We start from the raw sequence: 24,448 nt of genomic DNA, 5'->3' as shown, positions 1-24,448 counted from the left end.
ATATGCCAATAAAAACAATTAAAACCACCATTTCATAGTCAATTATTCTTTATTAATTAGATTTACTTAATTTATTATCATCAATATATAATTTTGTTTGGTAAATGTTATTTATTGAAAGTAAATTATTAAGTGTAATGGGAAATCGAAATAATTAGATTAATAAAAAAACCCACTTCCTTCTATGTTTAATAATAGAAGAAAATGGGTTGTTTTATCGATTTATATCTAAATTTATTAGGCCATTGCTGAAATGGTTTTTCTAAAACGTAATAATGCTAGCAAGAAAAATACTGAACCAATAACAATTAAGGTAATAAATTGGGGCCATACAATCGAGAAATCTGCACCTCGATACAAAATAGCTTGAGCTAAACTCACGAAATGCGTTGTTGGCATTGTCTGCATCACATCTTGTACAAACTGAGGCATGCTTTCTCGTGATGTCATCCCACCAGATAACATATTTAATGGCAGTAATACCATAATCATTAATAAACCAAATTGTGGCATTGAGCGCGCCATTGTTCCTAAGAAAATACCAATTGATGTTGTGGCAAATAAACTTAAAGCAACACCGCACATAAACAGTAAAACTGAGCCTTCAATCGGCACATGAAGTAACGATTTTACAACTAATACGAGCGACATTGCAGATGCCAACAATACAACCAATCCCATTGACCATATCTTAGAGAGCATAATTTCAAATGGGGTTACAGGCATCACAAGCAAGTGTTCAATAGTTCCATGTTCGCGCTCTCGTATTAAGGCAGCCCCCGTTAATACAATCGATAACATCGTAATATTATTGATAATTGCCATAACGGAACCAAACCAAGATTGCGTTAGATTTGGGTTAAAACTCATTCTTATTTCTAAATCAACAGGTAATGGATCGTTCGTTCTGTTTTTGGCTAAAAAAGTTTTCGCTTCTCCCATTACGATGTTTTGAATATAACTATTCCCTAAAAAAGCTTGGCTCATTCGTGTTGCATCGATATTAACTTGTATTTCAGGCTTACGACCCGCTAAGAGGTCACGCTGAAAATTAGGTGGAATATCTAGTGCAAAAGTATAAGTTCCTCTATCTAACAGACCATCAATTTGCTCTGGTGTGATATCTGCCGGTGGTAAGAAATAAGGCATATAAAAACTGTTTACAATACGTGCAGATAACTGTGATTTATCCTGATCTGCAACTGCAATAGGAGCATTATGTAATGAACCAGGCGTTACGGTTGCTGATGAATAAATAGACACGGTAAAAGCAAACACAATTAATGCCAGCATCGCTTTATCACGTGAGAGGCTTCGTAGCTCTTTTACACCCAAATTAAACACATTTTGAATTATACGCCACATTTAAGCCTCCTGCTTTTTCAAGAAAAAGACACTTAGCCCTATTACAATTGGGATAGTAATAAGCAAAGGAATAAAAGACCAAGGCAAATCAAAAAGATTTAATCCTTTAGAGAAGGTTCCTCTCGAGATCGTTAAAAAGTGAGAAGTTGGATAAATGTATCCTATCCATTTACCAATACCTTCAAGTGATGAAACGGGATCTATCATCCCAGAAAACTGGGTCGCAGGAATTAAGGTAATAATGGAGGTACCAAAAATAGCGGCAATCTGACTTTTCATAAAACAAGAAATTAATAACCCAATGCCCGTTGCTATCGTAATATAGAGCAATGCACCTAAAGAAAGTGTGAGCATACTGCCTTTAAAACTAACACCAAATACAAAGACTGAAAGCGCACAGAGCATAAAGAAGTTAAACATTCCCAATAAAATATAAGGAAATTGTTTACCTAATAAAAACTCAGCTTTAGTCACTGGTGTAACATAAAGGTTGATAATAGAACCCAGCTCTTTTTCACGTACCACACTTAATGCACTTAACATGGCAGGGATCATCATTAACAACAGAGGGATAACGGCAGGTACAATAGCAGGTAAACTTTTTACATCTGGGTTATAGCGATAACGTGTTTCGATATTAATCGGTGATAATTTATCAACCACATTTGTAGGTTGTCGCATTGCCATGTCAAGCATCCATGTTAAATGCATTGCTTGAATATAGCCACGTACTGTTTCAGCACGATTTGGCATGGCACCATCTATCCAAACACCTATTTTTACCGTATTTCCCTTTGCAACATCACGAGCAAAATTAGGAGGGATTTCAATTGCAACTGTAATATCACCACTACGAAGCCGACGTTCAAGCTGGTCATAATCTGTAATGGGGGCTTTTTCAATAAAGTAACGAGAACCCGAAAGATTTTGGCTATATGCTTGGCTTAATCCCGTTTGGTCTCTATCCATAATACCAAAACGAAGATTTTCAACATCCATACTAATACCATAGCCCATAATAAACATTAGGATCACTGTTCCCAATAGAGCCAAAGTAAGGCGTACCGGATCACGACGTAGCTCCATACCTTCACGAATACTATAGCTAAACAAACGCCGTAAGCTAAATCGCTGCTTTAATGCTTTTTCTGCACTGTCATGAGTAGATGTTGGAAGTTGTAGTGCTTTTTCATTCAGTTCAGGTGCTTCCTGCTCACCTGATGCTTTTTTAAGGTAATCAATAAACACTTCTTCAAGTGTATCAAACTGACTATTTTTGACTAAATTTGAAGGTGTATCGGTCACCAGTACTTTACCCGCATGCATTAATGACATTCGGTCACAACGTGCAGCTTCATTCATAAAGTGTGTGGAGATAAAAATAGTGACACCGTCACGTCTTGAAAGGTCAACCATCAAGTTCCAGAACATATCTCGCGCAATGGGGTCAACCCCCGAGGTCGGTTCATCCAATATCAACATTTCAGGTTTATGAATAACGGCAACGGCTAGTGATAAACGTTGGCGAATACCTAGTGGTAAACCATCTGGCATCACGTCTTCAACATCAGTTAAATTAAAACGTTCACTCATTTCTTTAACACGTTGAGGAATTTCTTCTTCAGGAATATGAAAAAGTTTGGCGTGTAATTCAAGATTTTGGCGAACGGTTAATTCACTATAAAGCGAAAAAGCTTGTGACATATAACCCACTCGGCGGCGAGTTTCGATATCTTTAGGATCAACCTCTTGACCAAATAACCAAGCACGCCCTTCACTGGCTTCTAATAATCCGGTTAGCATTTTCATTGTGGTTGATTTACCGCAACCGTTTGATCCTAAAAAACCAAAAATTTCACCTTTCGGAATACGAAAACTGACATGATCGACGGCAACAAACTGACCAAAACGCATGGTTAAATCTTGAGCTTCGATGGCGATAATATCATCGTCACTTTTATCTCTTGGTGGAATGATGACTTTTTGGTGATTCTTTTTCTTTTCTTCGGGTAACAATTCAATAAACGCAGCTTCTAATTCATCGGTATGAGTTTGTGTTTTTAATTCATCCGCATGACCCGTTGCCAATACTTTTCCTGCATCCATGGCAACAAGCCAATCAAAACGCTCTGCCTCTTCCATATAAGCGGTTGCAACTAACACGCTCATATTTGTTTGGCGTTTACGTATCCGATTAATTAACTCCCAAAATTGAGCGCGTGATAAAGGGTCAACCCCTGTTGTAGGCTCATCAAGAATAAGCAATTCTGGATCGTGAATTAACGCACAACATAAACCAAGTTTTTGTTTCATTCCTCCAGAAAGCTTACCCGCAGGCCTATCACGAAATGGAGCTAATCCTGTACTTTCAAGTAAATCATTAATACGTTCAGCTCGCTCTTGTTTTGATTGACCAAATAAGCGACCAAAGAAATCAACATTTTCAAAAACAGACAGTGTGTGATAAAGATTTTTACCCAGCCCTTGCGGCATATAGGCAATACGGGGACAAACAGCTCTTCGATGCTCAACATCATTCATATCACCGTTTAAAACAATCACTTGTCCTGTTTGAATCTCTCTCGCCCCCGAGATAAGAGAAATTAAACTGGATTTACCTACACCGTCGGGGCCAATTAGTCCCACCATTTTTCCTGCGGGGATAGTCAATGTCACATCATCAAGCGCTTTGGTATCGCCATAATGTTGGGATACATGAGTCAATTCAATGATATGAGAATGACTTTGCGTTCTCATTATTTGACTCATTGTGGTAATTTCACCTCTAGATCAGTAGGCCAAGATTGGTTTTTATCTAATTGAATATAAGCACGACCAGGTAATCCTGTCTTGACATATTCAAGGTGTTTTTCGAGTAATTCAGGGGAAATACGAGCTCTTACACGAAACATCAATTTTAATCTTTCGTTATCAGTTTCAACTGTTTTAGGTGTAAATTGAGCAACACTAGCAACATAAGTTGTTTTTGCAGGAATAACTATATTAGGTGCGGCATCTAAAATAATATGAACCTCACTTCCTAATGCAGCTTTACCTGCTGCCTCTGTTGGTAAAAAGAAGGTCATATATACATCACTAAGATCGACCATATTTAATACACGCCCGCCAGCGCCGAGGACTTCACCTGGCTCTGCAACTCGGTATTGAACGCGCCCACTGCGGGGGGCTTTCAAAATACTATCATCTAATTCAGCCATAATGCGTCTTTCGGTTGCGGTTGCCGCATCAACTTTCGTATTCGCTTGAATAATACCAGCTTTGGCAGATTCAATTGCAGCTACAGTTGCCGTTTCTTGAGCTTTGGCAGCTTCAACGGCCGCTCTTGCGCCTTCTGTTCTTGCGATATCATCATCTAATTGTTGAATAGAGATGGCATTAGTTTTTACTAATGTGCGAGAACGATTAAGCCTTTTTTGTGCGGCATCAAGTTCAGCAATACGCTGACGAACTACAGCCTGAGCGGCAAGTTGCTCACTTTTACGTTGTGACAATGCTGATTGAGCAGTAACAACACTACTTTTGGCTTGGTTTAATTGAGCTTGAACTTCATGAAGTTGTTCTTTAAGTGTTCGGGTATCCATGTTAGCTAACACTTCACCCGCTTTAACGAAATCACCTTCTTGAACTAAGATAGAGTCTATTCTTCCTGGGCTTTTTGTTGAAATATCGATTTCTGTTGCTTCAATTCTCCCATTACTTTGAGCAAATCCTGAAGGAAGTGTAGGTGCTTGAGATCTCCACCAAAAAATACCAGCGGCAATTACCGCGATAAGAATAATACCGTAAACAAAAAAACGACTCTTTTTTTGATTTTTCATATAAATTATTTAACCTTCCTTTAGCCATAAAATAATACCAAAAATGTGTTTATCTGCTGTATGCCAGAAAATAGTTAAATAGTGAAAGCTGATTAAATTTTTTATTTTATCTCTATTTAAAAATAGTCTATTTATATTAATAAAGCTAACGTGCAAGCTATAAAAATAAAAAATATAAAAAGCTAACCTTATGAATTATAAATATTATGTTACTATAATAGAGCCTTAACTCAAATTAATGTAGTACTTTTATCACAGAATCCATTATCCCTTTTTGATTATTCGAGGAAGCACACAATTTGTATATAGAAAACACCTTTCTATTACATTCAAATACAAACGAAATAATAACAAATAGTTATCAATTATTTATCAATATTAAAAAGATATTTTTATTTGCTTTAAAAAATAACTAATCATTAATTAATGAATAATGTGAATTTTAACAGCAACAGATTGTATTTATTATATAAATAGAGTAAACCTATTTTCCCCCTCCTATTTTAAATATTTTATCATTTATTTATTGCTTTTATTTCTGATATAAAAATACACCTAAAAAACATAATCATTTGAATATACTGAAAAATAAAAATCGAAGAAAAGTCACTCTATGACAGAGATCGATAAATCAGAAATAAATTCAAGTGTTCAGACCACTTATGTCTTAAACTTTTTATATAGTGATTATTGCAATTGGTTATTACAGTCAATTGATACAGTTAATTAGAATTTAGGAACAAAGCGGTAAGAGAATATATGAAAATATCAAATTAATTTGAATCGAAAATAAGAAGGGTTATATGAATAATATAAAGTATAAACTCGCCACAATGACACTTTGCACTCTGTTTGCCACCTCTGCTTTTGCTAATACTCAGTCCCCTATTCGTCTTGTTATTCATGGTGGTGCGGGCACAATCACTAAAGACACAATTACTCCTGAACAAGAAAAAGAATATAAAGAAAAACTGACCGAAGCCTTAAATGCTGGATATGCGGTTTTAAACAGTGGAGGTACTAGTATAGAAGCAGTTCAGAAATCTATTAATGTTATGGAAGATTCTCCTCTATTCAATGCAGGAAAAGGGGCTGTTTTTACACATGACGGGCGTAATGAACTTGATGCCTCTATTATGGATGGTAAAACCCGTAAAGCAGGTGCTGTTGCTGGCGTGACTACAGTTAAAAATCCCATCAATGCCGCCATTGCAGTGATGGAAAAAAGCCCTCATGTCATGATGGTTTCAAACGGCGCAGATCTTTTTGCTAAAGAGCAAGGATTGACTATTGTAGACCCCTCTTATTTTAGAACTGAGCACCGCTGGCAACAACTCCAAAAGGCGATAGAAAAAGAACAAGTCGTTTTAGATCATGATGGAAAAACAGCAGCACTTTTTATTGACCCGATGATGTACGATTATAAATATGGCACCGTGGGTGCAGTTGCACTAGATCAACAGGGTAATTTAGCCGCGGGAACATCGACCGGAGGAATGACCAATAAACGTTATGGCAGAGTAGGCGACTCCCCTATTATTGGTGCTGGAAACTATGCCGATAATGAAACCGTTGCTGTATCTGCAACAGGTTCTGGCGAAATGTTTATCCGTACATTAACAGCCTTCAATATTGCAGCTCAAGTTAAATATCAGAATTTACCTTTAGAAAAAGCCGCACAAAATGCACTTGATGAAGTGAAAGCGATTGATGGCAGTGGTGGCGTTATCGTATTAGATAAATCAGGTAACTACACGATGAGTTTTAATTCTGAAGGCATGTATCGGGGCACAATTGGTAATGATGGAAAACCCGTTGTTGCCATTTATAAAGAGTAAATTTAAGCCATTATTTTTCTAATTCGTACCTAATTTCCTCTTTATCTCTATTACTTTTAAACAGAGAAAAGACAAAGATCTTGGGTACGAATACCCTACTAATCACCTTTTCTCCTTTCTATTCTCTGCATTTTTTCTGAAAGAAATTTATTCCTAATTTTGGATTAGGTCAATTTGGTTGCCATTTATACCAATGTCGTTCAATTAACCCGCTAATTGACGATAAAACAAACACGATCTTTTCTACTTATTAAAATGATCCTTTGAAAAAGTAGCTTTTTTCTTTTTTGGATCTGTTAGAATATTCATCATGGTTATGTTGATTTAATAAGGAAATCACAGTGAAATTTCACCACGACGATCAGGATTTAACACCTGAAACATCGCTAGTGTTGTCTGAAAAACAAGCATTATTGGATCTTAATACAACATTCACCTCACCCTCTCATACTAATCCTGCATTGGCCTATTTAATGAGTTTAGGCTCTAAACGTAGCCGCCAAACAATGGGATCATTTTTAACGATCGTTGCCAAAATGATTGGTTTTTCTTCCCTTAAAAACTGCCAATGGGGTGCACTTCGTCGCCATCATATTCAAGCTATTATTGATATGTTGTCTGATGCCCATAAAGCCCCTGCCACTATTAATACTTATCTTGCCGCATTAAAAGGGGTTGCTTTAGAAGCTTGGGCAATGAAACAAATGGATACTGAAAGTTATCAGCATATCCGCCAAGTTAAATCTGTTAGAGGAAGCCGATTACCCAAAGGTCGCGCATTAACAAGCAATGAAATTCGGGCATTATTTAGAAGTTGTGAAAAAGATAATTCGTCAAAAGGTTTAAGAGATGCTGCAATATTAAGTGTGCTATTAGGATGTGGATTACGCCGTTCAGAAATAGTCGCTATTAATTATGAACATATTCAATTTCGTGATCAGGCCTTTATTGTTAGAGGTAAAGGGAATAAAGAACGAATGTCTTATATGCCAGATGATACTTGGGATCGTGTTCAGCTATGGATTGATGAAATAAGAGGATCGCAAGATGGTCCCCTTTTTACTCGAATTCGTCGTTTTGATGATGTCACCGATGAACGTATAACCGACCAAGCCATTTACTATATTCTAGAAACTCGACAGCAAGAAAGTGGTATTGATAAATTTGCACCTCATGATCTCCGAAGAACCTTTGCTTCCGCAATGCTGGATAATGGTGAAGATATTGTTACTGTAAAAGATGCAATGGGACATGCGAGTATTATGACGACCCAACGTTATGATCGACGTGGAGATGATAGACTAAGAAAAGCAGCTCGACATTTACGTTTTTAAGTTTTGTTTTCAAATAACTTGTTAAGATTAATATCTTATAAACATAGCAAGGAAAAATAATGAAAATAAATATCTTACTTTTTGATAATTTTGAAACACTAGATGCTTTTGGCCCTATCGAAATATTTGGTCGTATCGATGATATTGAAATGCAATGTATTTCATTAAATGGCGGCATAGTTAAAAGTAGTCAAGGTGTTGAAATTTTAACTCAGTCTATCTCGTATTCTGATGTTATTCTTATTCCGGGTGGTCAAGGAACTCGAAATTTAATTAATAATGATTTTATGATAAATACAATAAAATCATTGGCTGAAAAATCACAATGGTGTTTAACCGTTTGCACGGGATCTGCCCTATTAGCTAAAACAGGATTATTAGATAATAGACAAGCAACATCTAATAAAAGAGCATGGAATTGGGTTATTTCTCAATCTGACAAAGTATTATGGCAAAAAAAGTCTCGTTGGTGCATTGATGGTAAATACTATACTTCTTCGGGTGTTTCTGCTGGTACAGATATGGCTTTAGGATTTATTGCAGATAGACATAGTCACGAAGTCGCCGAAAAATTAGCATGGCAAATTGAATATCAATGGCATCAAGATAAAAATAGTGATCCATTTTGGATTCAATAATTCTCTATTTCTTTTTTATATTAAGTAAAAATCCCCAACTATAAACTAACCTCAAATTATTGGGTTATTTAAATTTGGGGATTTCTTATTACTAAAATTTATCTGAAAGGTGGCTCATTAAATGTTCTCAGTTTACGAGAATGTAAACTACCTTCTTCTTGTTTAAGTAACTCAATAGCTTGAATGCCAATTTGCAGATGTTCTGATACAGCACCTTCATAAAAATGGTTAGCCTGACCCGGTAATTTAATTTCACCATGCAACGGTTTGTCTGATACACATAATAACGTGCCATAAGGAACACGAAAACGGTAGCCTTGTGCGGCAATAGTTGCACTTTCCATATCAACAGCAACCGCTCGACTTAAATTAAATCGTCTTGCTGAAACAGAAAAACGCAATTCCCAGTTACGATCATCAGTTGTAACAACAGTTCCTGTTCTTAATCTTTGTTTTATTTCATGCCCCGGTTTACCACTAATCATTTTCGTTGCGTCATAAAGTGCGCGTTGCACTTCTGCAATATTTGGGATGGGAATATCGGGTGGTAATACATCATCTAAAATATGATCATCACGTAAATAAGCATGAGCCAAAACATAATCACCAAGCTGTTGGCTTTCACGTAAACCACCACAATGACCAATCATTAACCAAACATGAGGACGTAAAACCGCTAAATGATCACAAATTGTTTTTGCATTTGAAGGACCAACACCAATATTAACAAGTGTTATGCCTGGCCCTTTTTTTGCTATTAAGTGATAAGCAGGCATTTGATACTTCTTCCAAGTTAAGTCAGATATTAACTTTTCAGGGTCAACAGTTTCTGCTGTAATTTTCTGGAAGCCAGCACAAGAAAGAGCACAATATGGACTATTTTTATCTGCGACTTGTTCGCAAGCCCAACGAACAAATTCATCAACATACCGATTATAGTTAGTAAATAAAATATAGGGTTGAATGTCTTCAGGTAATGTACCGGTATAATGCTTTAAGCGTGCCAATGAAAAATCCGTACGCAATGCATCAAAATGCGAAAGCGGTAAAACCTCTCTATCGCAAATTAATCCATCCGTAATTTCATCACCAATTTTAGATAAATCCGTAGTGGGAAAATATTTAGCTAAAGAGGCACTCATATTTCGATCAAAACCAATCCCTGTTCCATCAATTACAAAAGGGTATGGTATTTCTTGTTTTGATGCATTAACTTCAAAAGTAGCATGGTAAGCATCAGTAATAAGTTGCAGTTGTTCTGATAAGTAATTTTCAAATAAAGCGGGGTTAGTAATGGTTGTAGAATAAGTACCAGACTTAGATAAACGACCGTAAGCTCTCGTTTTATCTTCTGTTTTTATTTCACCATGCCAATGTATTGTTAATTGGGGGTAAGCAAATAAACCTTCTGCTCTTTGTTTTACATCGGGTAATTTTCCATCTTGCACATAATCAACAATTGCACTACGTAATGCATTAACTGCATTTTGGTATTGCTGTTTTAGTTTGATAATAACTGTTTGAATTTCAAGATTATGAGGTTGTGACATAAAAAGAGCCTCTTACTTATTATTGATTTTATAATCATAATAGCAAGAAGCTTCCTTATGCCATAGTGCTAAATATTTAGATAGGAATACTCATAATAACTTTTATGTGGCTCTACGTTGATGCTTTTATCTTTTACATGATAGGTAAAAACCAACTGTATTTCTTCTTCCAAAAGAGGAAGGTTTTCAGATGGATCTAAGTCTGAATAAACTTTATTTTTATCTAGTATATCTAAGACCTCATTTAAATTAGATGGTTTATTGGGTGCGTTATCACATAAAAAATGTAATAAATTAACTTTATTTTTTGTATAAGGTTCTAATCCTTTACTTATATAATTATAGAAAAAATTTTCAGCATTTTTTTCACCTAAGTCGTCTTTATCATTTAATGTTTTTTTATTAGATACAGTAATTGTGAGATTGTCATGTTCATCTTTGTTAATCATTACGATAGATTTCCCTCTAATTGGAGAAATACCTAATAAAATTAAAGGATCTATACCATGAAAAGAATCTTTTACTATTTGGAATACCCCTTGAGACATTAAATTATAAATAATTATTTTTTTATCAATAGGCACATCTTCAAATACTTTTTGTATTTTCTCCAAACTTTCATTCATCATATTTAGCTTTAGGCTTTCAATTTCTTTTTCTCTTTCTTTTCCTTTATTTTCAGTGATTTCATTTATCTTTAAATTAAGTGTATTCCTATCAACTAGCGGTTGATCAAATAAACGATAGTCCATTCTTAACAAGTCTTTTTGTAGTGTATTTGTAATTTCATTAAGCACAGAGGAACGTTCATTATTTCTATTTTTTATATGCTTTTCATCAGTTTTAAATGTATTACTTAATTCCATCATAAATTGATTACTATTTATTTCTAATTTTTCAATACATTTTTCAATATTTTTTATTTTATCACTATAAAAAATAGATTTATCGACAACCTCAGTATTTATTTTATTTTTTATCTCATTAAGAATAGAATTCATCACATTAGTTTTTATCTTTTCTTTATCAAAAAGATCTACATTTAACATTCCATGCTCATCAAAATGATAAGTATTCTTATCATTGATAATTGCTAAAATAATGTATTCAAATAATTTATCGCTGTCGAAACCATCATTTTCAATTGATTTTGTATGAAGAAAATCTTCTTGTATTTTTTTTATTTTTTCCAGCTCTATCATATCTCCTTCTTTAGTAAATACATGTCTGAACCCAATCTCCCCAATAGATAAACATAAATAATCATCTATTATTTTTATTTTAAACTCATTTCTAGCATTATCATCTTTTGATAAATTTTTTATATTCTCAAATTTTTCTATTTTTTTATATAGATTTAATTCTTTATTAAAAAAAACATCTTTAATCAAGCATAGTATTTTTTCTTTTTCCTCCACATTACCAATATGAAAGAATTTTTTTATTTTCTCCCATATTGTTAATGCATCTGATACATCACTAGAGATTTTTAATCTTCTCCATTTTACGAGATGTAATTTCCATGCCGCCTACATTTATTTTTACATTCATACATTATCCCTTTCCCTTTAATTTTAGAAAAAGGATAATATTAAATTAAAAAATATATATAAAAAAAACACCTTTATTTTAATGATAATTTAACTATCTTGCTAAGATACTTAATATGATAGGTAGAGTAATTGCTGCAAGCATTGTTTGAGAGGTGATAATTCCTGCCATTAACTCTGCATCTCCACCTAATTGTCTGGTTAAAATATAAGATGTTGGTGCTGTTGGTATAGAAAAGAAAATAACCAAGAGCATCATAACCAATGGAGATAATGCTAAAAAATAAGCAACGCTATATGCTATTATCGGCACAATAAGTAAACGTGTCAGAGTATTCATACTGATCATTTTACTTTCCGCTTTTAAGGTTGAAATATGTAATGCAGCACCAATACATATCAGCCCTAAAGGTAAACTCGTTGCAGCTAATAATTTAAGAAACTGGTCGCTACCAAAAGGAAACCCGACTCCTGATAGATTTATTATAATACCAATGATACAAGAGATAATTAGAGGATTTTTTATGATAGGTAATAATAATTGACGTAATGTTACATTTTGCCCGGCGGTTAAACAAAGTACTGAAGTTACATTTGATAATGGAACCAATGTTGCCAATATAAGTGCTGCGATCCCTAAACCTTCAGTACCAAATAAATCGGCGACAATCGCTAAACCTAAATAAGTATTAAACCGAATATTTCCTTGAACAATCGCGCCAAAGCGTCCAGCAGACCAGTGTGTTATTTTTTTTAAAATAACACATAAAACACTAACAATAATGACAACGAGAAAAATAGCCCCAGCAAGGTGGGGTAATTGAGGATCAGACAATGGTGCATTTGCTAGACTGTTGATCAATAATGCAGGAAAAAGTAAAAAATAATTAAGCTTCTCAGCCCCTACCCAAAAAGCAGGTTCAAATGCTTTATTTCTTCTTAAAACTGCACCTAACGTAATTAACGCAAATAGAGGCCATAACGTTAATAACACATTTTGCATAGTACTTATTCCCATAGATATCATGATAGTTTACAATATCGCAACATCAAGGGGATTGCTATTTTATGTTATTAATATAAAAGCTAATTCAAAAAATGGTAAAAATAAACGAATATCGCATTTTAAGAACAGCTTTTTTATTTTTAGTATATTAGAAATTTTAAGTCTATTTAAAAGTAAATTCCTTTTATAAATCAATATACATACGATAACAGTGCAAGTTTGCTTTTGCTAAACTAGAATAATACTCTCTCTCTTCTAATGCTCTAAATCCTTGTTTTAAATAAAATAATACTGCATTAGGGGTCGCATCCAAAAATAATCTTGATTGCCCTCTTTTTGCTGCTTCATGTTTTAATTGCTTTAAAATTAATCCAGCGAATCCTTTCCCCATATATTCAGGAAGCGTAAAAATTGCTTCAGCAAATCCAGTTTTTACATCTAAAAAACCCGAAGCAACAGGAATATTATATTTTTGATAATCAATCACATAAAATGGATTATCAATAATAGCTTGTCGATATCCATCGGGCATATCATCGGGAGTCCAAGCAGCTAGAATATCTGATGAATACACATTCTCACAACCAAAGCGTAGTGCTTGATTTCGTAAATGCCACAATCTTTTTGCTTCTTGTGGCTCAGCGAGCCTAAGTTGAATCATACTCATTTCCATCTTATTCATTAGAATTAAGTGCCTCAATTTAGTGAAATAAATTATTCTAATAATACATTTTTAAATTTTTAAATTTTTAGTGTTACTTCCTTTGAGAGCGTGCTATGTTTTTGTAGAAGGAATAATGTAAGGAAATCTTATGCCTAATCCAGTATCACCTTCAACAATAAAAAATCACGCCTCTTTTGTTGCGGGTTCTCCACTTCCTTTTTATTATCAATTCATTTCAACTTCAATTAGAGAAATCTACTTCTCTAAAATTTCACTTATTTACCATAATAGATATCAAGCCGAAAATACACATCCAAAGTTAATTCTATGTAGTCATCGGAACAGTGCTTTCGATGGTTACATTGCATTAAAAGCATTTCCTAAAGCCCAGGCCTTAGCGTCAATTCAATTATTACATAGTCCTTTAATGAGGTTGTTCTTTACGGGTATTCCCGTAGTTAGAAAAAAGGATAGACAACGTTTGGGTGTAAATGCAAATATATTTTCAAGCCCCTCTGATGCAGCAATTGCACATATAAAGGCAGGCGGTGATTTACTCTTATTTCCGGAAGGCAGTAGTGAGTGGGGTTTCCAGCCATTACCATATCAAAGAGGCGCAGCTAGAATTATTAGGACGTTGATCAGTGAGGGAGTTGTTTTTGATATTATTCCTATTGGATTATTTTATATAGCCCCTGATAAATTTAGTTCAAAAGTGGAAGTTTATATTGGTAAAAATATTGACATAACTTCACAATTAGATAATTCCTCAACGAGAGAATGGGAAAAAAACATTCATCAAGAAGTTTCCACTGCATTAAATAATATTTCTGTTAATTGTCCAAATATTGATATTTTTAAGAAAGCATCAGACTATGCTTTTAATAAAAATAAAATTGGGGATTCCTATGCAAAATCCTTTATTGATTATCAAAATATTTTATATCAATCAAATAATGACCATCCTAAAATAGAAAACCATTCTTTAAATTCTATTCTAATTTGGCGCTATATTTCATTTTTATTCATGTTTATTTTGTTTCCTATATTATTATCATCATTTATTGCGTCTCATTTTGCAGATGCTCGTAATACGGTTAGTTTTTTTAAGATCTTAGGAGGCTGCATAGCCACAGCTATTTGGTTACCTATCTTGATCATTCTGCTATTTTTTTCGCCCCTGTTTATTGCTACAGGATTAATTTGTGCCCTTATTGGTATAATTTTAATAAGAAAAAAAGGCGCTGAAATATGCTAAGCCCAAAAGCAAAGATTCTTTTTAACCAGCTATTTTCGATACAACTTTTTATCATTTGGGCTTTAGGAACTTATGGAAGTTGGCTGATTCACGCGACAGAGATGCTAACACCTGTTTTTTTAGGTTTCTTTTTATGGATTTTATTAATTTTCATTGGATATAAAGATCGACACGTAACATCTTATTCACGATTTTATTGGCTCGGTTTGTTACAACTAGTGACTTGTTGGACTATTTTTCCTTTATTTAAATCTATTCGCTATGGTTTATACCAATCGGGTTTTGATGATATTTTATATAAATTGGATAAAACCCTATGGTTTGGAAAAAGCTTGCCAGAGTGGACGATTTTTTTACAATCAGGCTGGCTAAGTGAGCTTCTTTCATTTTGCTATTTTAGTTTCTATTTTTTGATTATTGGCTGCGCCCTTTTCTTCTTTTTTAGCCGAAATAAAGCACTTACTAAAAACTATTTTTTAGGTTTAATGTTGATGTATTTTTTTGGCTTTATCGGTTATTTTTCTATTCCTGCCGCAGGCCCTTATATTTCATTCCCTTCTGATTTTGTCTACCCAGTCTATTCTGGTGCCATGACGTTATTTTTAACTGAGCTCGTTGATAAAGGCATTACTGGAATGGATGTGTTTCCTTCATTACATACAGGGATCACGATTTATATTGTTGGATTTTTCTATTTTTCAGGTTATCGAAGAACAGCCTATTGCTTATCACCGATTCTTATGGGGTTAATTTTAGCAACTGTTTATTTGCATTATCACTATGGTATTGATGTTATTGTTGGTGCATTACTTGCATTCTCAGTGCTTTACATCACATGTAAAAATAATAAGGTCGAATATGGAACTCATTTATAAAATTAACGAACCTGTCGCCACTGAGGTATCTATTAGTGGTGGCAAAGGTGCTAGTTTAGCCAAAACCATTCAATCACTCCCTGTACCCGATGGTTTGATTCTTTCTTGCTACGCATATCAATTATTTATTACCCCCTTACTCCCCGAAATTAATCGTTTACTATCAAAGAAAGATCAAGAAGTTGAGATAACAAGCCAGCAAATACGCCATCTTATTTTACAAGCCTCAATACCAGATAATTTAACGCATTCGCTGAATTTAAGGTTAGATGAACTCCAATTAACTGATATCCCTTTAGCAGTAAGATCATCAGGGACACTAGAAGATATGCCTGGTGCTGCTTTTGCAGGTCAGCATGATACGTTGTTAGGTATTAAAACGTTACCTAACTTACTAGATGCTATTCGTCAGTGTTATGCATCGTTGTGGCACACTCACGTCATGTTCTATCGCCAGCACTTAAATTTGCCACATACTCAAGCATCAATGGCCATTGTATTGCAAAGAATGATTGATGTTCAAAAAGACGAAGCCGCAGGTGTTGCCTTTTCTGTTGATCCTGTTCAAGGTTCTCTTTCTACTGTATTAATTAATTCGGCCTTTGGTTTAGGAGAAACAGTTGTTGCTGGTGAAGATCCTATAGACGAGTTTATTATTGAAAGGAAAAACTTAGCATTAAAAAGTAAAACAATAACAGAAAAAATAAATGCTATTGTTATGGCTGAAAATGGCACTGAAATTTTACCTCTTGAACACCAAAATCGCTCTATATCTTCATTAACACCCGAACAGTGTAAACAAGTTGCTGAACTCGCAATTTCAGCAGAAAAATATTTTGATTTCCCACAAGATATTGAATGGGCATTTCATAATGGAAAATTATGGCTTTTACAATCAAGGAATGTGACTCAAATTGCACCAATTTGGACAAGAGAAGAATCTGCCGAACGATTTCCTAATCCCATCACACCGTTAACATGGGATATGTGTGAAGCAGGTTTTCATTCATCATTAAACTTTAGCCTTAATCTTATGGGGCTTCCTTCATTTAATGGTAAGTGGTTTGGCATGCAAGATTACTATATTTATGGCAATCAAAATGCCGTTTCTTTGTACAGCAACCGCCTTCCTACCTCTATGATGAATGATTTACCTACCCTATTAAAATCACTTCCTGAGATAGCTCAAAAATTTAGTTGGGTACAAGAATTACCCATTACTTGGATGCGAGATTTAGATAAGTATTTAATCTCAATTGGCGCATTAATGAATGAACCTTTACAAGATAAAAATTTATCGCAGTTATGGGATTATGTGCAAAAAATTAATAAGTTAGGTGCTGATTATTTCTTACCTAATATTGCCATATCATTGACTCAACGTTCACTCTACTCAGCGTTAATGGCATTATTAAAGCTATTTTTTAAAGAAGAAAAATATGCACATACTGCTTTTGATAACTTAATTGCGATGTCTGAGACTAAAACGGGGCAAGTCAATGCTGAACTTTGGGTGCTTTCTCGTTATGCACGCCAATATCCAAATTTATTAACATGTATTGAGCAGAGTGTTCCTGAAAATATTATGCAAGAAATTGCGCAGTGTGATCCCCACTTTCACCAGCAATTTACTCTATTTTTAACGAATCACGGTCACCGAGAATTAGATTTTGATGCTTATCATCCAACTTGGCTAGATGCTCCTCATATCGTATTGGCTCAAATTAAGGCAATGGCCGATTTATCAGATGATAAACAGATTGATGATCCATTAAGTAAAAAAATTCTACAGTCAGAAACTGAGTTTTCACTTATTTCTGATGCACCTGAAGAGTTACGCTTTTTTTTACAAGAGATCATTCGATTAGCACGTGTTTATACTGCACTTGATGACTTAGAGCATTATCAAACCACTCGGCTTGCATTACCAATGCGTCGTGGATTAAAAGCATTAGGGGAAAGGCTCGTTATTCGTAGTGTTTTAGACTGCCCTATGGATATTTATTTTGCTAATGAACAACCTTTAGCTAAAGCAATCCTTGCAGATAATCCAACAAGTTGGAATCAGTTACGCCATCACATATATCAAAACAAAGCCGGATATTTAAAAGCAAAATCTGTGACTCCACAATGGATTTATGGCGAAGATAGTGCTGATGAAATAAATACCAATGATCAAAAATTCAAAGGGTTAGCGGGTAGCGCTGGTATTATTGAAGGTAATGTTTATCTTGTTCATGGCCCTGAGAATTTTGCAGAGTTTCCACAAAATGCCATTTTAGTTGCAAGAACAACCAATCCGGCTTGGACAGCTCTTTTTTATCGCGCTTCGGGTATTATTACAGAAAGTGGTGGGCCATTATCTCACGGCGCAGTTACTGCAAGAGAATTGGGATTACCCGCAGTAATGGGAGTTCGTAATATCTTAAATATTTTAAAGAATGGTCAGAAAGTTAAAGTTGATGGGCAAAAAGGTGTAATTGAGATTTTGTCTTAATTGCATGAAAAGTAATACGGCTAGATCAGAAAAAGCATCTAAACGATGCTTTTTCTCGTTTTACACAACTCACTTTTTAGCTAATTATTTTTCTTTAGATCTTTATTAATATCGATATCGATTTTATAAGCAGAAGGTGCAAGTAAGGCAACCAATCCACCTATTAATAAAACAAAAGAAAACACCATCAACATGGTTGGTGCATTAAAGAGTAAGTATGGCATTAATAATATAGGACTCGCAGTAAAGATAAACGAAATAATAACAGGGTAACCTATACCTATATCTCTCACTCGTTGCGATAGGATCAGTGTAAATATATAGATTTGTATTATTAAAAATGCTATTTCAATTAAACCATAAGGAGTAAAAGAGAATTGGTAGTAAAAAGTATTTTCAAAAATAGAGATAGCGTCTTCAGGATAAAATGATATATACCATCGATAGGCTAAATTCTCGGCAATAGAAAAGAAAATTGACCAAGCAATTTCTAAACCTAAGAAAGAGAGTCGCCCCCGCCTTTTTTGTTTCCATTGGTAAGCAAGTTTAGCTTGCATTATAAATCCCTTCATTTTCAAACAGTGATCTTTATGCTTTTTATCATAATACACTTAATACCTTTCTCCAAAACAATGCTATTATAAATTGGTATCAGCACAAAAATACCTTCAAAATTTGATAATTAGTGTAATAATGTGTTTTATTATCTTTTATAACAGGAGCTATTATGCTACCTATTCAAACAACCCGTTTTGCCCTTCTTCGTTAAAAACAACTTTATTACTTAACAAGAAGGGCTTTAAAATGAAATATAAAAAAATCGATTTAGAACAATGGAATAGAAAAGAACATTTCTTACATTATCGGCATAACTTGCAGTGTGGATTTAGCTTAACAACTAAAATAGATATTACTGTCTTGAAGGCAGTATTAGCTAAAAATAATCTTAGGTTTTATCCTGCAATGATCTATTTGATTGCGAAAACGGTTAATAGCTACCCTGAGTCAAGAATGGCAATCAAGGATGATGAACTAGTTATTTGGAATTATATCAACCCTGCGTACACCATTTTTCACCCTGAAACGGAGACTTTCTCTGAGTTATGGAGTGAGTACGTTGAGGATTGGCATTCTTTTTTGCAAGGATATAATCGTGATTATCAAAAATATAACGATAATCTGAGTCTATCCGCAAAACCCAACTTTCCTGAAAATCATTTCAGTATCTCGATGATCCCATGGGTTGATTTTGACGGATTTAATTTAAATATAGCTAATGTAAAAGATTATTTTCCGCCTATTTTTACTATGGGAAAATATACTCAGCAAGGTGACAATTTTTTATTACCGATATCCATTCAAGTACATCATGCTACGTGCGATGGTTTTCATATGGCGAGAATGGTCAATAAGCTCCAAGAGTTATGTGATGAGTTTTCAGGATAACTATATTAATTTTTAAAACTACATTGATTTTTAAATAAAAAACCGCTCTTTTATCAATTAAATAAAAGAGCGATTTATTATTAAAGTAATCCACTTTAGATAAATGAAGTTATCAATAATTACCTAAGCTGTTTATTGATCCATTTAATCTCTTCATTAGTGAACCGAATATTACTTTCTTTAGTTGTATCAATATCTAACAATATTTTATCTTTAATTAATTTACTGACCGGCACAATGATATTGAAATGATCACCATTTTTAATATTGTATATTTTTAATGGGATATCATGCACCATTGCGACACCACGCAATTCATTAAATTCGCTCCAGAAATAATCACGTCCTTCAAAATAAAACGTCGGTGTTTTTATCGATTTAATATAACGATATACAGAACGAACATTGAATTCTTCTTCCTTATTTATATCAAAAGGCAATTCAACAATCATATTCCCTTCAGCTCTTAATTTAAGATCAGGTATTCCGCCTAAGGAGAAAACAGCTCTAAATTTATCACTATATTCACTTGCTAATAATGCTCGAGTGCCCCCTGTACTGTGCCCTACTACATAGATACGTTTTGAATCAATATAAGGCAGTGATGCTAAATATTCTCTCGCTGATTCTAAGTCTTCCAATTCACCATAAAACATTTCATAACGGCCAGGATTGGTATTTTCACCTCGGAATGAGGGGATCATTAACACCATATTAGGATCACGAAAGATAGCCCCTGTTTGGTCATTATTTACAGGTTTAGGTTGCCAAAAATAATCATCACCGCCAATTCCACCATATCCTCCATTTAACCAAATTACGGCAGGCAATTTAATTTTTTTGTTTGTAGGTGGTGGTGTTAAATAAGCATACATATCGCCTGGTTTAGCGGGATATTTAATCACATTGAATATTTCTGGTGGTGCTTCCCAAGGCGGATCAATATTATCAAAACTGTCGTTTATAATTTGAGTTTTAAAGCGCTGATGTGCTTCATATAAGGTTTCATCACGGACTTCGATATCTGCATTAACAGAAAAAGTGCTAACACTCGCCAAAGAAAAAAGAAGTGCAGGAACAATTTGTCGAAAACTCATATTTTTTATATTCATATCAATCAACTTCCCTATAGATTATTTAAGTGGCGAGATAATAGCATAGGTTGTTTGAGGTTTATAAATAGAGGTTTTTCGACAAATGGTAAGTGTGAGACAGAAAAAAAGCATCTCAACCGAGATGCTTTTTACAATATAAAATAGTTAATTTTTAAGTCTAGTTTACTTATTTTGCAGTCGTGCGAATCAAGTAATCAAAGGCGCTAAGTGAGGCTTTAGCACCTTCACCCGCGGCAATAATAATTTGCTTATAAGGTACTGTAGTACAGTCACCAGCGGCAAAAACACCTTTAATATTGGTTTCACCACGAGCATCAACAATAATTTCGCCCATCTTATTACGCTCAACAGTGCCTTCTAACCACTGTGTATTAGGTAATAAGCCGATTTGAACGAAAATACCTGCTAATGCAATATCATGCATAGAATCATTGGTGCGATCTTTATATTTTAGACCCGTTAATTTAGTACCATCACCATACACTTCTGTAGTTTGCGCATTTAAGATAACGTCTACATTACTTAAGCTACGCAGTTTTTTCTGTAATACCGCATCGGCTCTCATTTCTGGCGCAAATTCTAATACTGTTACGTGTTCAACGAGACCCGCTAAGTCAATCGCAGCTTCAACCCCTGAGTTACCACCACCAATAACGGCGACTCTTTTGCCTTTAAAGAGCGGACCATCGCAGTGTGGACAATAAGTTACACCACGAGTACGGTATTCATTTTCGCCGGGCACATTCATATTTCTCCAGCGAGCACCTGTTGCAATAATTAAGCTACGGGTCTTTAAAATTGCACCTGATGCCGTTTCAATTTGGTGTAATTCCCCTACTGATGCCCCCGGAATTAAACGGCTTACCGTTTGGCTATCAATTACATCAACTTGGTAATCATCAACATGAGCTTTTAATGCCCCCGCCAATTTTGAACCTTCTGTTTTTGGTACAGAGATATAGTTTTCAATATCAACAGTATCAAGAACTTGTCCACCAAAACGCTCACCAATAAGACCTGTATTTAAACCTTTACGTGCTGAATAAACCGCGGCAGAAGCTCCCGCAGGTCCACTACCCACAATCAACACATCAAATGCATCTTTTTGGTTTAACAATTCTGCAGTACGTTTTTCTGCATTGCTGTCTACTTTGTTAACGATTTCAGCTAAGGTCATACGGCCTTGACCAAACTCGTTACCATTTAAGAAAACAGCAGGAACGCCCATGATATTACGTTCCTGAATTTCATTTTGGAACATGCCTCCATCAATCGCGGTATGCGTGATCTTCGGATTTAAAATCGCCATTAAGTTTAATGCCTGAACAACATCTGGGCAGTTATGACAAGAGAGCGAATAATAGGTTTCGAAATGAAACTCACCGTCTAACTGACGAATTTGTTCAAGTAATTCTTGTGCTTCTTTTGATGGGTGTCCACCTGTTTGCAGTAATGCTAAAACTAATGAAGTAAATTCATGGCCTAATGGCGAACCTGCAAAACGAACACCAGTTTCTTTTCCTGGGTTAGTAATAAGAAAAGATGGTTTACGCACATCAGCGTTATTATCTTCACGATAAGTGACTTTATCGGATAATGGTTCGATTTCTTTTAATAGCGCTTGGATATCAGCAGAATGTTTGCTGTCGTCTAATGTTGCGACTAACTCAACCGGCTGGGTTAATCGTTCTAAATAAGCTTTCAATTGAGCTTTTAAATTATTATCTAACATTTTTGCACCCTCAATAAAATCGGGTGCCGAAACACCCGATAAATAACTTGTTTAGTGGCTTAATTCTTATTTAGATCTTGCCAACTAAATCCAGTGATGGAGCTAAAGTAGCATCACCTTCTTTCCATTTTGCTGGGCAAACTTCGCCTGGATGGCTAGCTACATACTGCGCCGCTTTTACTTTACGCAACAGGTCTGATGCATCACGACCAATACCTTCAGCAGTGACTTCGATTGCTTGAATAATACCTTGTGGGTCAACAACGAAAGTACCGCGATCTGCTAGACCTTCATTTTCACGCATATTTTCGAAGTTACGCGTTAATGCGCCAGTTGGGTCGCCAATCATGCCATATTTAATTTTACCAATAGTTTCTGAGCTACTGTGCCATGCTTTATGGGTAAAATGTGTATCAGTAGAAACTGAATAAATTTCTACGCCCATTTTTTGGAACTCAGCATAATGATCAGCTAAGTCGCCTAATTCAGTTGGGCACACAAACGTGAAGTCTGCAGGGTAAAAGAAGAAAATGCTCCATTTACCTTCGACGTCCTTCTCAGTCACTTCTACGAATTGACCGTCTTTAAATGCCATGTTTTTGAATGGTTTGATTGGGGTATTAATTAAAGACATTGTATTTCCTCCTGTTTGGTATGAGAACTAATGTATCTATTCCAGTTGAGAATAGCTAATACATTCCTGCTATCAGTTTAATAGGTTTTACCTAATGAGTTGAAGAAATTGATAGAGGTAGGTTAACGAAATGTAGCCATAAACGCAAATATACAAAAAGAAAGTAAGTTTTATTTTTTATTAACCAGCATCTCTATTTAATATCGTTATAATAAATTTTGTTATATCTATAACATTATGAATTACCTATCTGATAACCAGACGGCATTATTATTTAGCACACATTATTTTGCTATTTTAGCTGGTTTAAGAACAGTATAAGTACACTCAAATGCCGCTTTTTGAATACGGTAAATATCTTGCTTATCCGTTGTGGATTGCACAACCGCATCGCCCGACTGAAAACGTTGCAATTCTCCCCAAGGTGCCTTCATTGCAAATGGAGGTGTAGAGTCAGGTACGATAAAGTAATTCATCTCAACGCCTTTGGGGGTAAAAGGCTGATAATCACTAGAATAAGAGTCTACGTTAATCTTACTTTGCTCTGCTCTGTTGTAACGTTGAGCAAATTTAGCTTCTCTTACTAAAATTTCTTCGTTTCCTGTCTCTGGGCAGATATTTTGTACTACCCAATCCCCTGTTTTTGCAGGTTCTGAAACAGTTTCAACACCTTCACCTTTAATAATGGTTGTGATGATTTCACCTTCTTTAGCCAGCCTTGCTAATACAGGCTTGGTTTTAATAGCAACACCCGTGAGTCCAGCTTGTTGAGCCTGCGTAAAGTAAGAAATGCGATCTTGTTGTGGCAATTGCAAAAGCTCATTAGCAAATACAAATGAAGGAATTAAGGTTAAACCTATTAATAGTGTTTTTATTCTATTTTGCTTATAGGTCTTATTATTTGAATAACTGTTTTGTGTATAGAAAGGCATTGAATTGTTTCCTGCTTAATATTAATCGTATTTAAATACGTTATTTTATGTCTGTATTTGTTAAACAGATTATGGCAGGAAATAAAACTATGGCACGAGTAAAATCAGTTATCTAGCTGAGAAAAGATCAAAAAATCGAGAGATCTCACAACTTAAAAAAGAGAACATGTAATTA

General features: G+C 34.8%; 19 protein-coding genes. 7 read left to right on the top strand and 12 right to left on the bottom strand.

The window, feature by feature from the left end; all coding sequences use genetic code 11:
* Window positions 1-237: 237 nt before the first annotated feature.
* Genes INT39_RS00765 through INT39_RS00755 form a run of 3 tightly spaced genes read right to left on the bottom strand, consistent with a single transcriptional unit; the run spans window position 238 to window position 5,204 of the window.
* A complete protein-coding gene (locus INT39_RS00765) occupies window positions 238-1,365 on the bottom strand; it encodes an ABC transporter permease (protein ID WP_193015300.1) in 1,128 nt (375 codons plus the stop codon).
* Window positions 1,366-4,122 carry a ribosome-associated ATPase/putative transporter RbbA gene (gene rbbA, locus INT39_RS00760; protein ID WP_193015462.1) on the bottom strand — a complete coding sequence of 919 codons (2,757 nt, stop codon included), beginning with the start codon at window positions 4,120-4,122 and terminating at the stop codon, window positions 1,366-1,368.
* 8 nt (window positions 4,123-4,130) lie between these two features.
* A complete protein-coding gene (locus tag INT39_RS00755) occupies window positions 4,131-5,204 on the bottom strand; it encodes an HlyD family secretion protein (protein WP_193015299.1) in 1,074 nt (357 codons plus the stop codon).
* Between the two features lie 803 nt (window positions 5,205-6,007).
* Between INT39_RS00755 and INT39_RS00750 the strand changes: the two genes are divergently transcribed.
* The 3 genes from INT39_RS00750 (at window position 6,008) to INT39_RS00740 (ending at window position 9,014) form a co-directional block, all read left to right on the top strand.
* Window positions 6,008-7,042 (top strand): isoaspartyl peptidase/L-asparaginase family protein, encoded by a 1,035-nt coding sequence (locus tag INT39_RS00750; protein ID WP_193015298.1) that lies wholly within the window; start codon window positions 6,008-6,010, stop codon window positions 7,040-7,042.
* Between the two features lie 341 nt (window positions 7,043-7,383).
* Entirely contained in the window at window positions 7,384-8,376 is a 993-nt protein-coding gene (locus INT39_RS00745) for a tyrosine-type recombinase/integrase (protein ID WP_193015297.1), read from the top strand.
* Between the two features lie 59 nt (window positions 8,377-8,435).
* Window positions 8,436-9,014: a DJ-1/PfpI family protein gene (locus INT39_RS00740; RefSeq protein WP_193015296.1), complete on the top strand. Its 579-nt coding sequence runs from the start codon at window positions 8,436-8,438 to the stop codon at window positions 9,012-9,014.
* 98 nt (window positions 9,015-9,112) lie between these two features.
* Here INT39_RS00740 and INT39_RS00735 read toward each other — a convergent pair whose 3' ends face one another.
* The 4 genes from INT39_RS00735 to INT39_RS00720 form a co-directional block, all read right to left on the bottom strand.
* On the bottom strand, window positions 9,113-10,564 hold the full coding sequence (locus INT39_RS00735; RefSeq protein ID WP_193015295.1) for an AMP nucleosidase: 1,452 nt from the start codon (window positions 10,562-10,564) through the stop codon (window positions 9,113-9,115).
* A 68-nt stretch (window positions 10,565-10,632) separates the two neighbouring features.
* A complete protein-coding gene (locus INT39_RS00730) occupies window positions 10,633-11,955 on the bottom strand; it encodes a hypothetical protein (RefSeq protein WP_193072064.1) in 1,323 nt (440 codons plus the stop codon).
* A gap of 253 nt (window positions 11,956-12,208) precedes the next feature.
* Window positions 12,209-13,117, bottom strand: coding sequence for an AEC family transporter (locus INT39_RS00725; protein WP_193015293.1), 909 nt, complete (start codon window positions 13,115-13,117; stop codon window positions 12,209-12,211).
* Between the two features lie 187 nt (window positions 13,118-13,304).
* Window positions 13,305-13,802, bottom strand: coding sequence for a GNAT family N-acetyltransferase (locus tag INT39_RS00720; protein ID WP_226944456.1), 498 nt, complete (start codon window positions 13,800-13,802; stop codon window positions 13,305-13,307).
* Between the two features lie 130 nt (window positions 13,803-13,932).
* Here INT39_RS00720 and INT39_RS00715 point away from each other — a divergent pair, with 130 nt between their 5' ends.
* The 3 genes from INT39_RS00715 to INT39_RS00705 are packed head-to-tail and all read left to right on the top strand — an operon-like array spanning window position 13,933 to window position 18,414.
* Window positions 13,933-15,042 carry a 1-acyl-sn-glycerol-3-phosphate acyltransferase gene (locus INT39_RS00715; protein ID WP_193015292.1) on the top strand — a complete coding sequence of 370 codons (1,110 nt, stop codon included), beginning with the start codon at window positions 13,933-13,935 and terminating at the stop codon, window positions 15,040-15,042.
* Window positions 15,036-15,917, top strand: a complete 882-nt coding sequence (locus tag INT39_RS00710; protein ID WP_193015291.1) for a phosphatase PAP2 family protein — start codon at window positions 15,036-15,038, stop codon at window positions 15,915-15,917. The genes INT39_RS00715 and INT39_RS00710 overlap by 7 nt, the downstream gene beginning before the upstream one ends.
* Window positions 15,901-18,414, top strand: coding sequence for a PEP/pyruvate-binding domain-containing protein (locus tag INT39_RS00705; RefSeq protein ID WP_193015290.1), 2,514 nt, complete (start codon window positions 15,901-15,903; stop codon window positions 18,412-18,414). Before INT39_RS00710 ends, INT39_RS00705 begins: the two co-directional genes overlap by 17 nt.
* An 80-nt stretch (window positions 18,415-18,494) precedes the next feature.
* Here INT39_RS00705 and INT39_RS00700 read toward each other — a convergent pair whose 3' ends face one another.
* Window positions 18,495-18,971, bottom strand: a complete 477-nt coding sequence (locus INT39_RS00700; RefSeq protein ID WP_193015289.1) for a hypothetical protein — start codon at window positions 18,969-18,971, stop codon at window positions 18,495-18,497.
* Window positions 18,972-19,218: 247 nt separating this feature from the next.
* Here INT39_RS00700 and catA point away from each other — a divergent pair, with 247 nt between their 5' ends.
* Window positions 19,219-19,860, top strand: a complete 642-nt coding sequence (gene catA, locus INT39_RS00695) for a type A chloramphenicol O-acetyltransferase (protein WP_193015288.1) — start codon at window positions 19,219-19,221, stop codon at window positions 19,858-19,860.
* 119 nt (window positions 19,861-19,979) lie between these two features.
* Here the strand turns inward: catA and INT39_RS00690 are convergent, their stop codons facing one another.
* The 4 genes from INT39_RS00690 to INT39_RS00675 form a co-directional block, all read right to left on the bottom strand.
* Window positions 19,980-20,972 carry an alpha/beta hydrolase family protein gene (locus INT39_RS00690; protein ID WP_193015287.1) on the bottom strand — a complete coding sequence of 331 codons (993 nt, stop codon included), beginning with the start codon at window positions 20,970-20,972 and terminating at the stop codon, window positions 19,980-19,982.
* Between the two features lie 169 nt (window positions 20,973-21,141).
* A complete protein-coding gene (gene ahpF / locus INT39_RS00685) occupies window positions 21,142-22,707 on the bottom strand; it encodes an alkyl hydroperoxide reductase subunit F (RefSeq protein ID WP_193015286.1) in 1,566 nt (521 codons plus the stop codon).
* A 70-nt stretch (window positions 22,708-22,777) separates the two neighbouring features.
* Window positions 22,778-23,341: an alkyl hydroperoxide reductase subunit C gene (ahpC, locus tag INT39_RS00680; RefSeq protein ID WP_193015285.1), complete on the bottom strand. Its 564-nt coding sequence runs from the start codon at window positions 23,339-23,341 to the stop codon at window positions 22,778-22,780.
* 284 nt (window positions 23,342-23,625) lie between these two features.
* Window positions 23,626-24,273, bottom strand: a complete 648-nt coding sequence (locus tag INT39_RS00675; RefSeq protein ID WP_226893999.1) for a hypothetical protein — start codon at window positions 24,271-24,273, stop codon at window positions 23,626-23,628.
* Window positions 24,274-24,448 lie beyond the last annotated feature (175 nt).

The organism is Pseudomonas sp. FME51, assembly GCF_014897305.1.
Note: the sequence above shows the minus strand (reverse complement) of the source record. Positions and strands in the feature narration are given on the sequence as shown.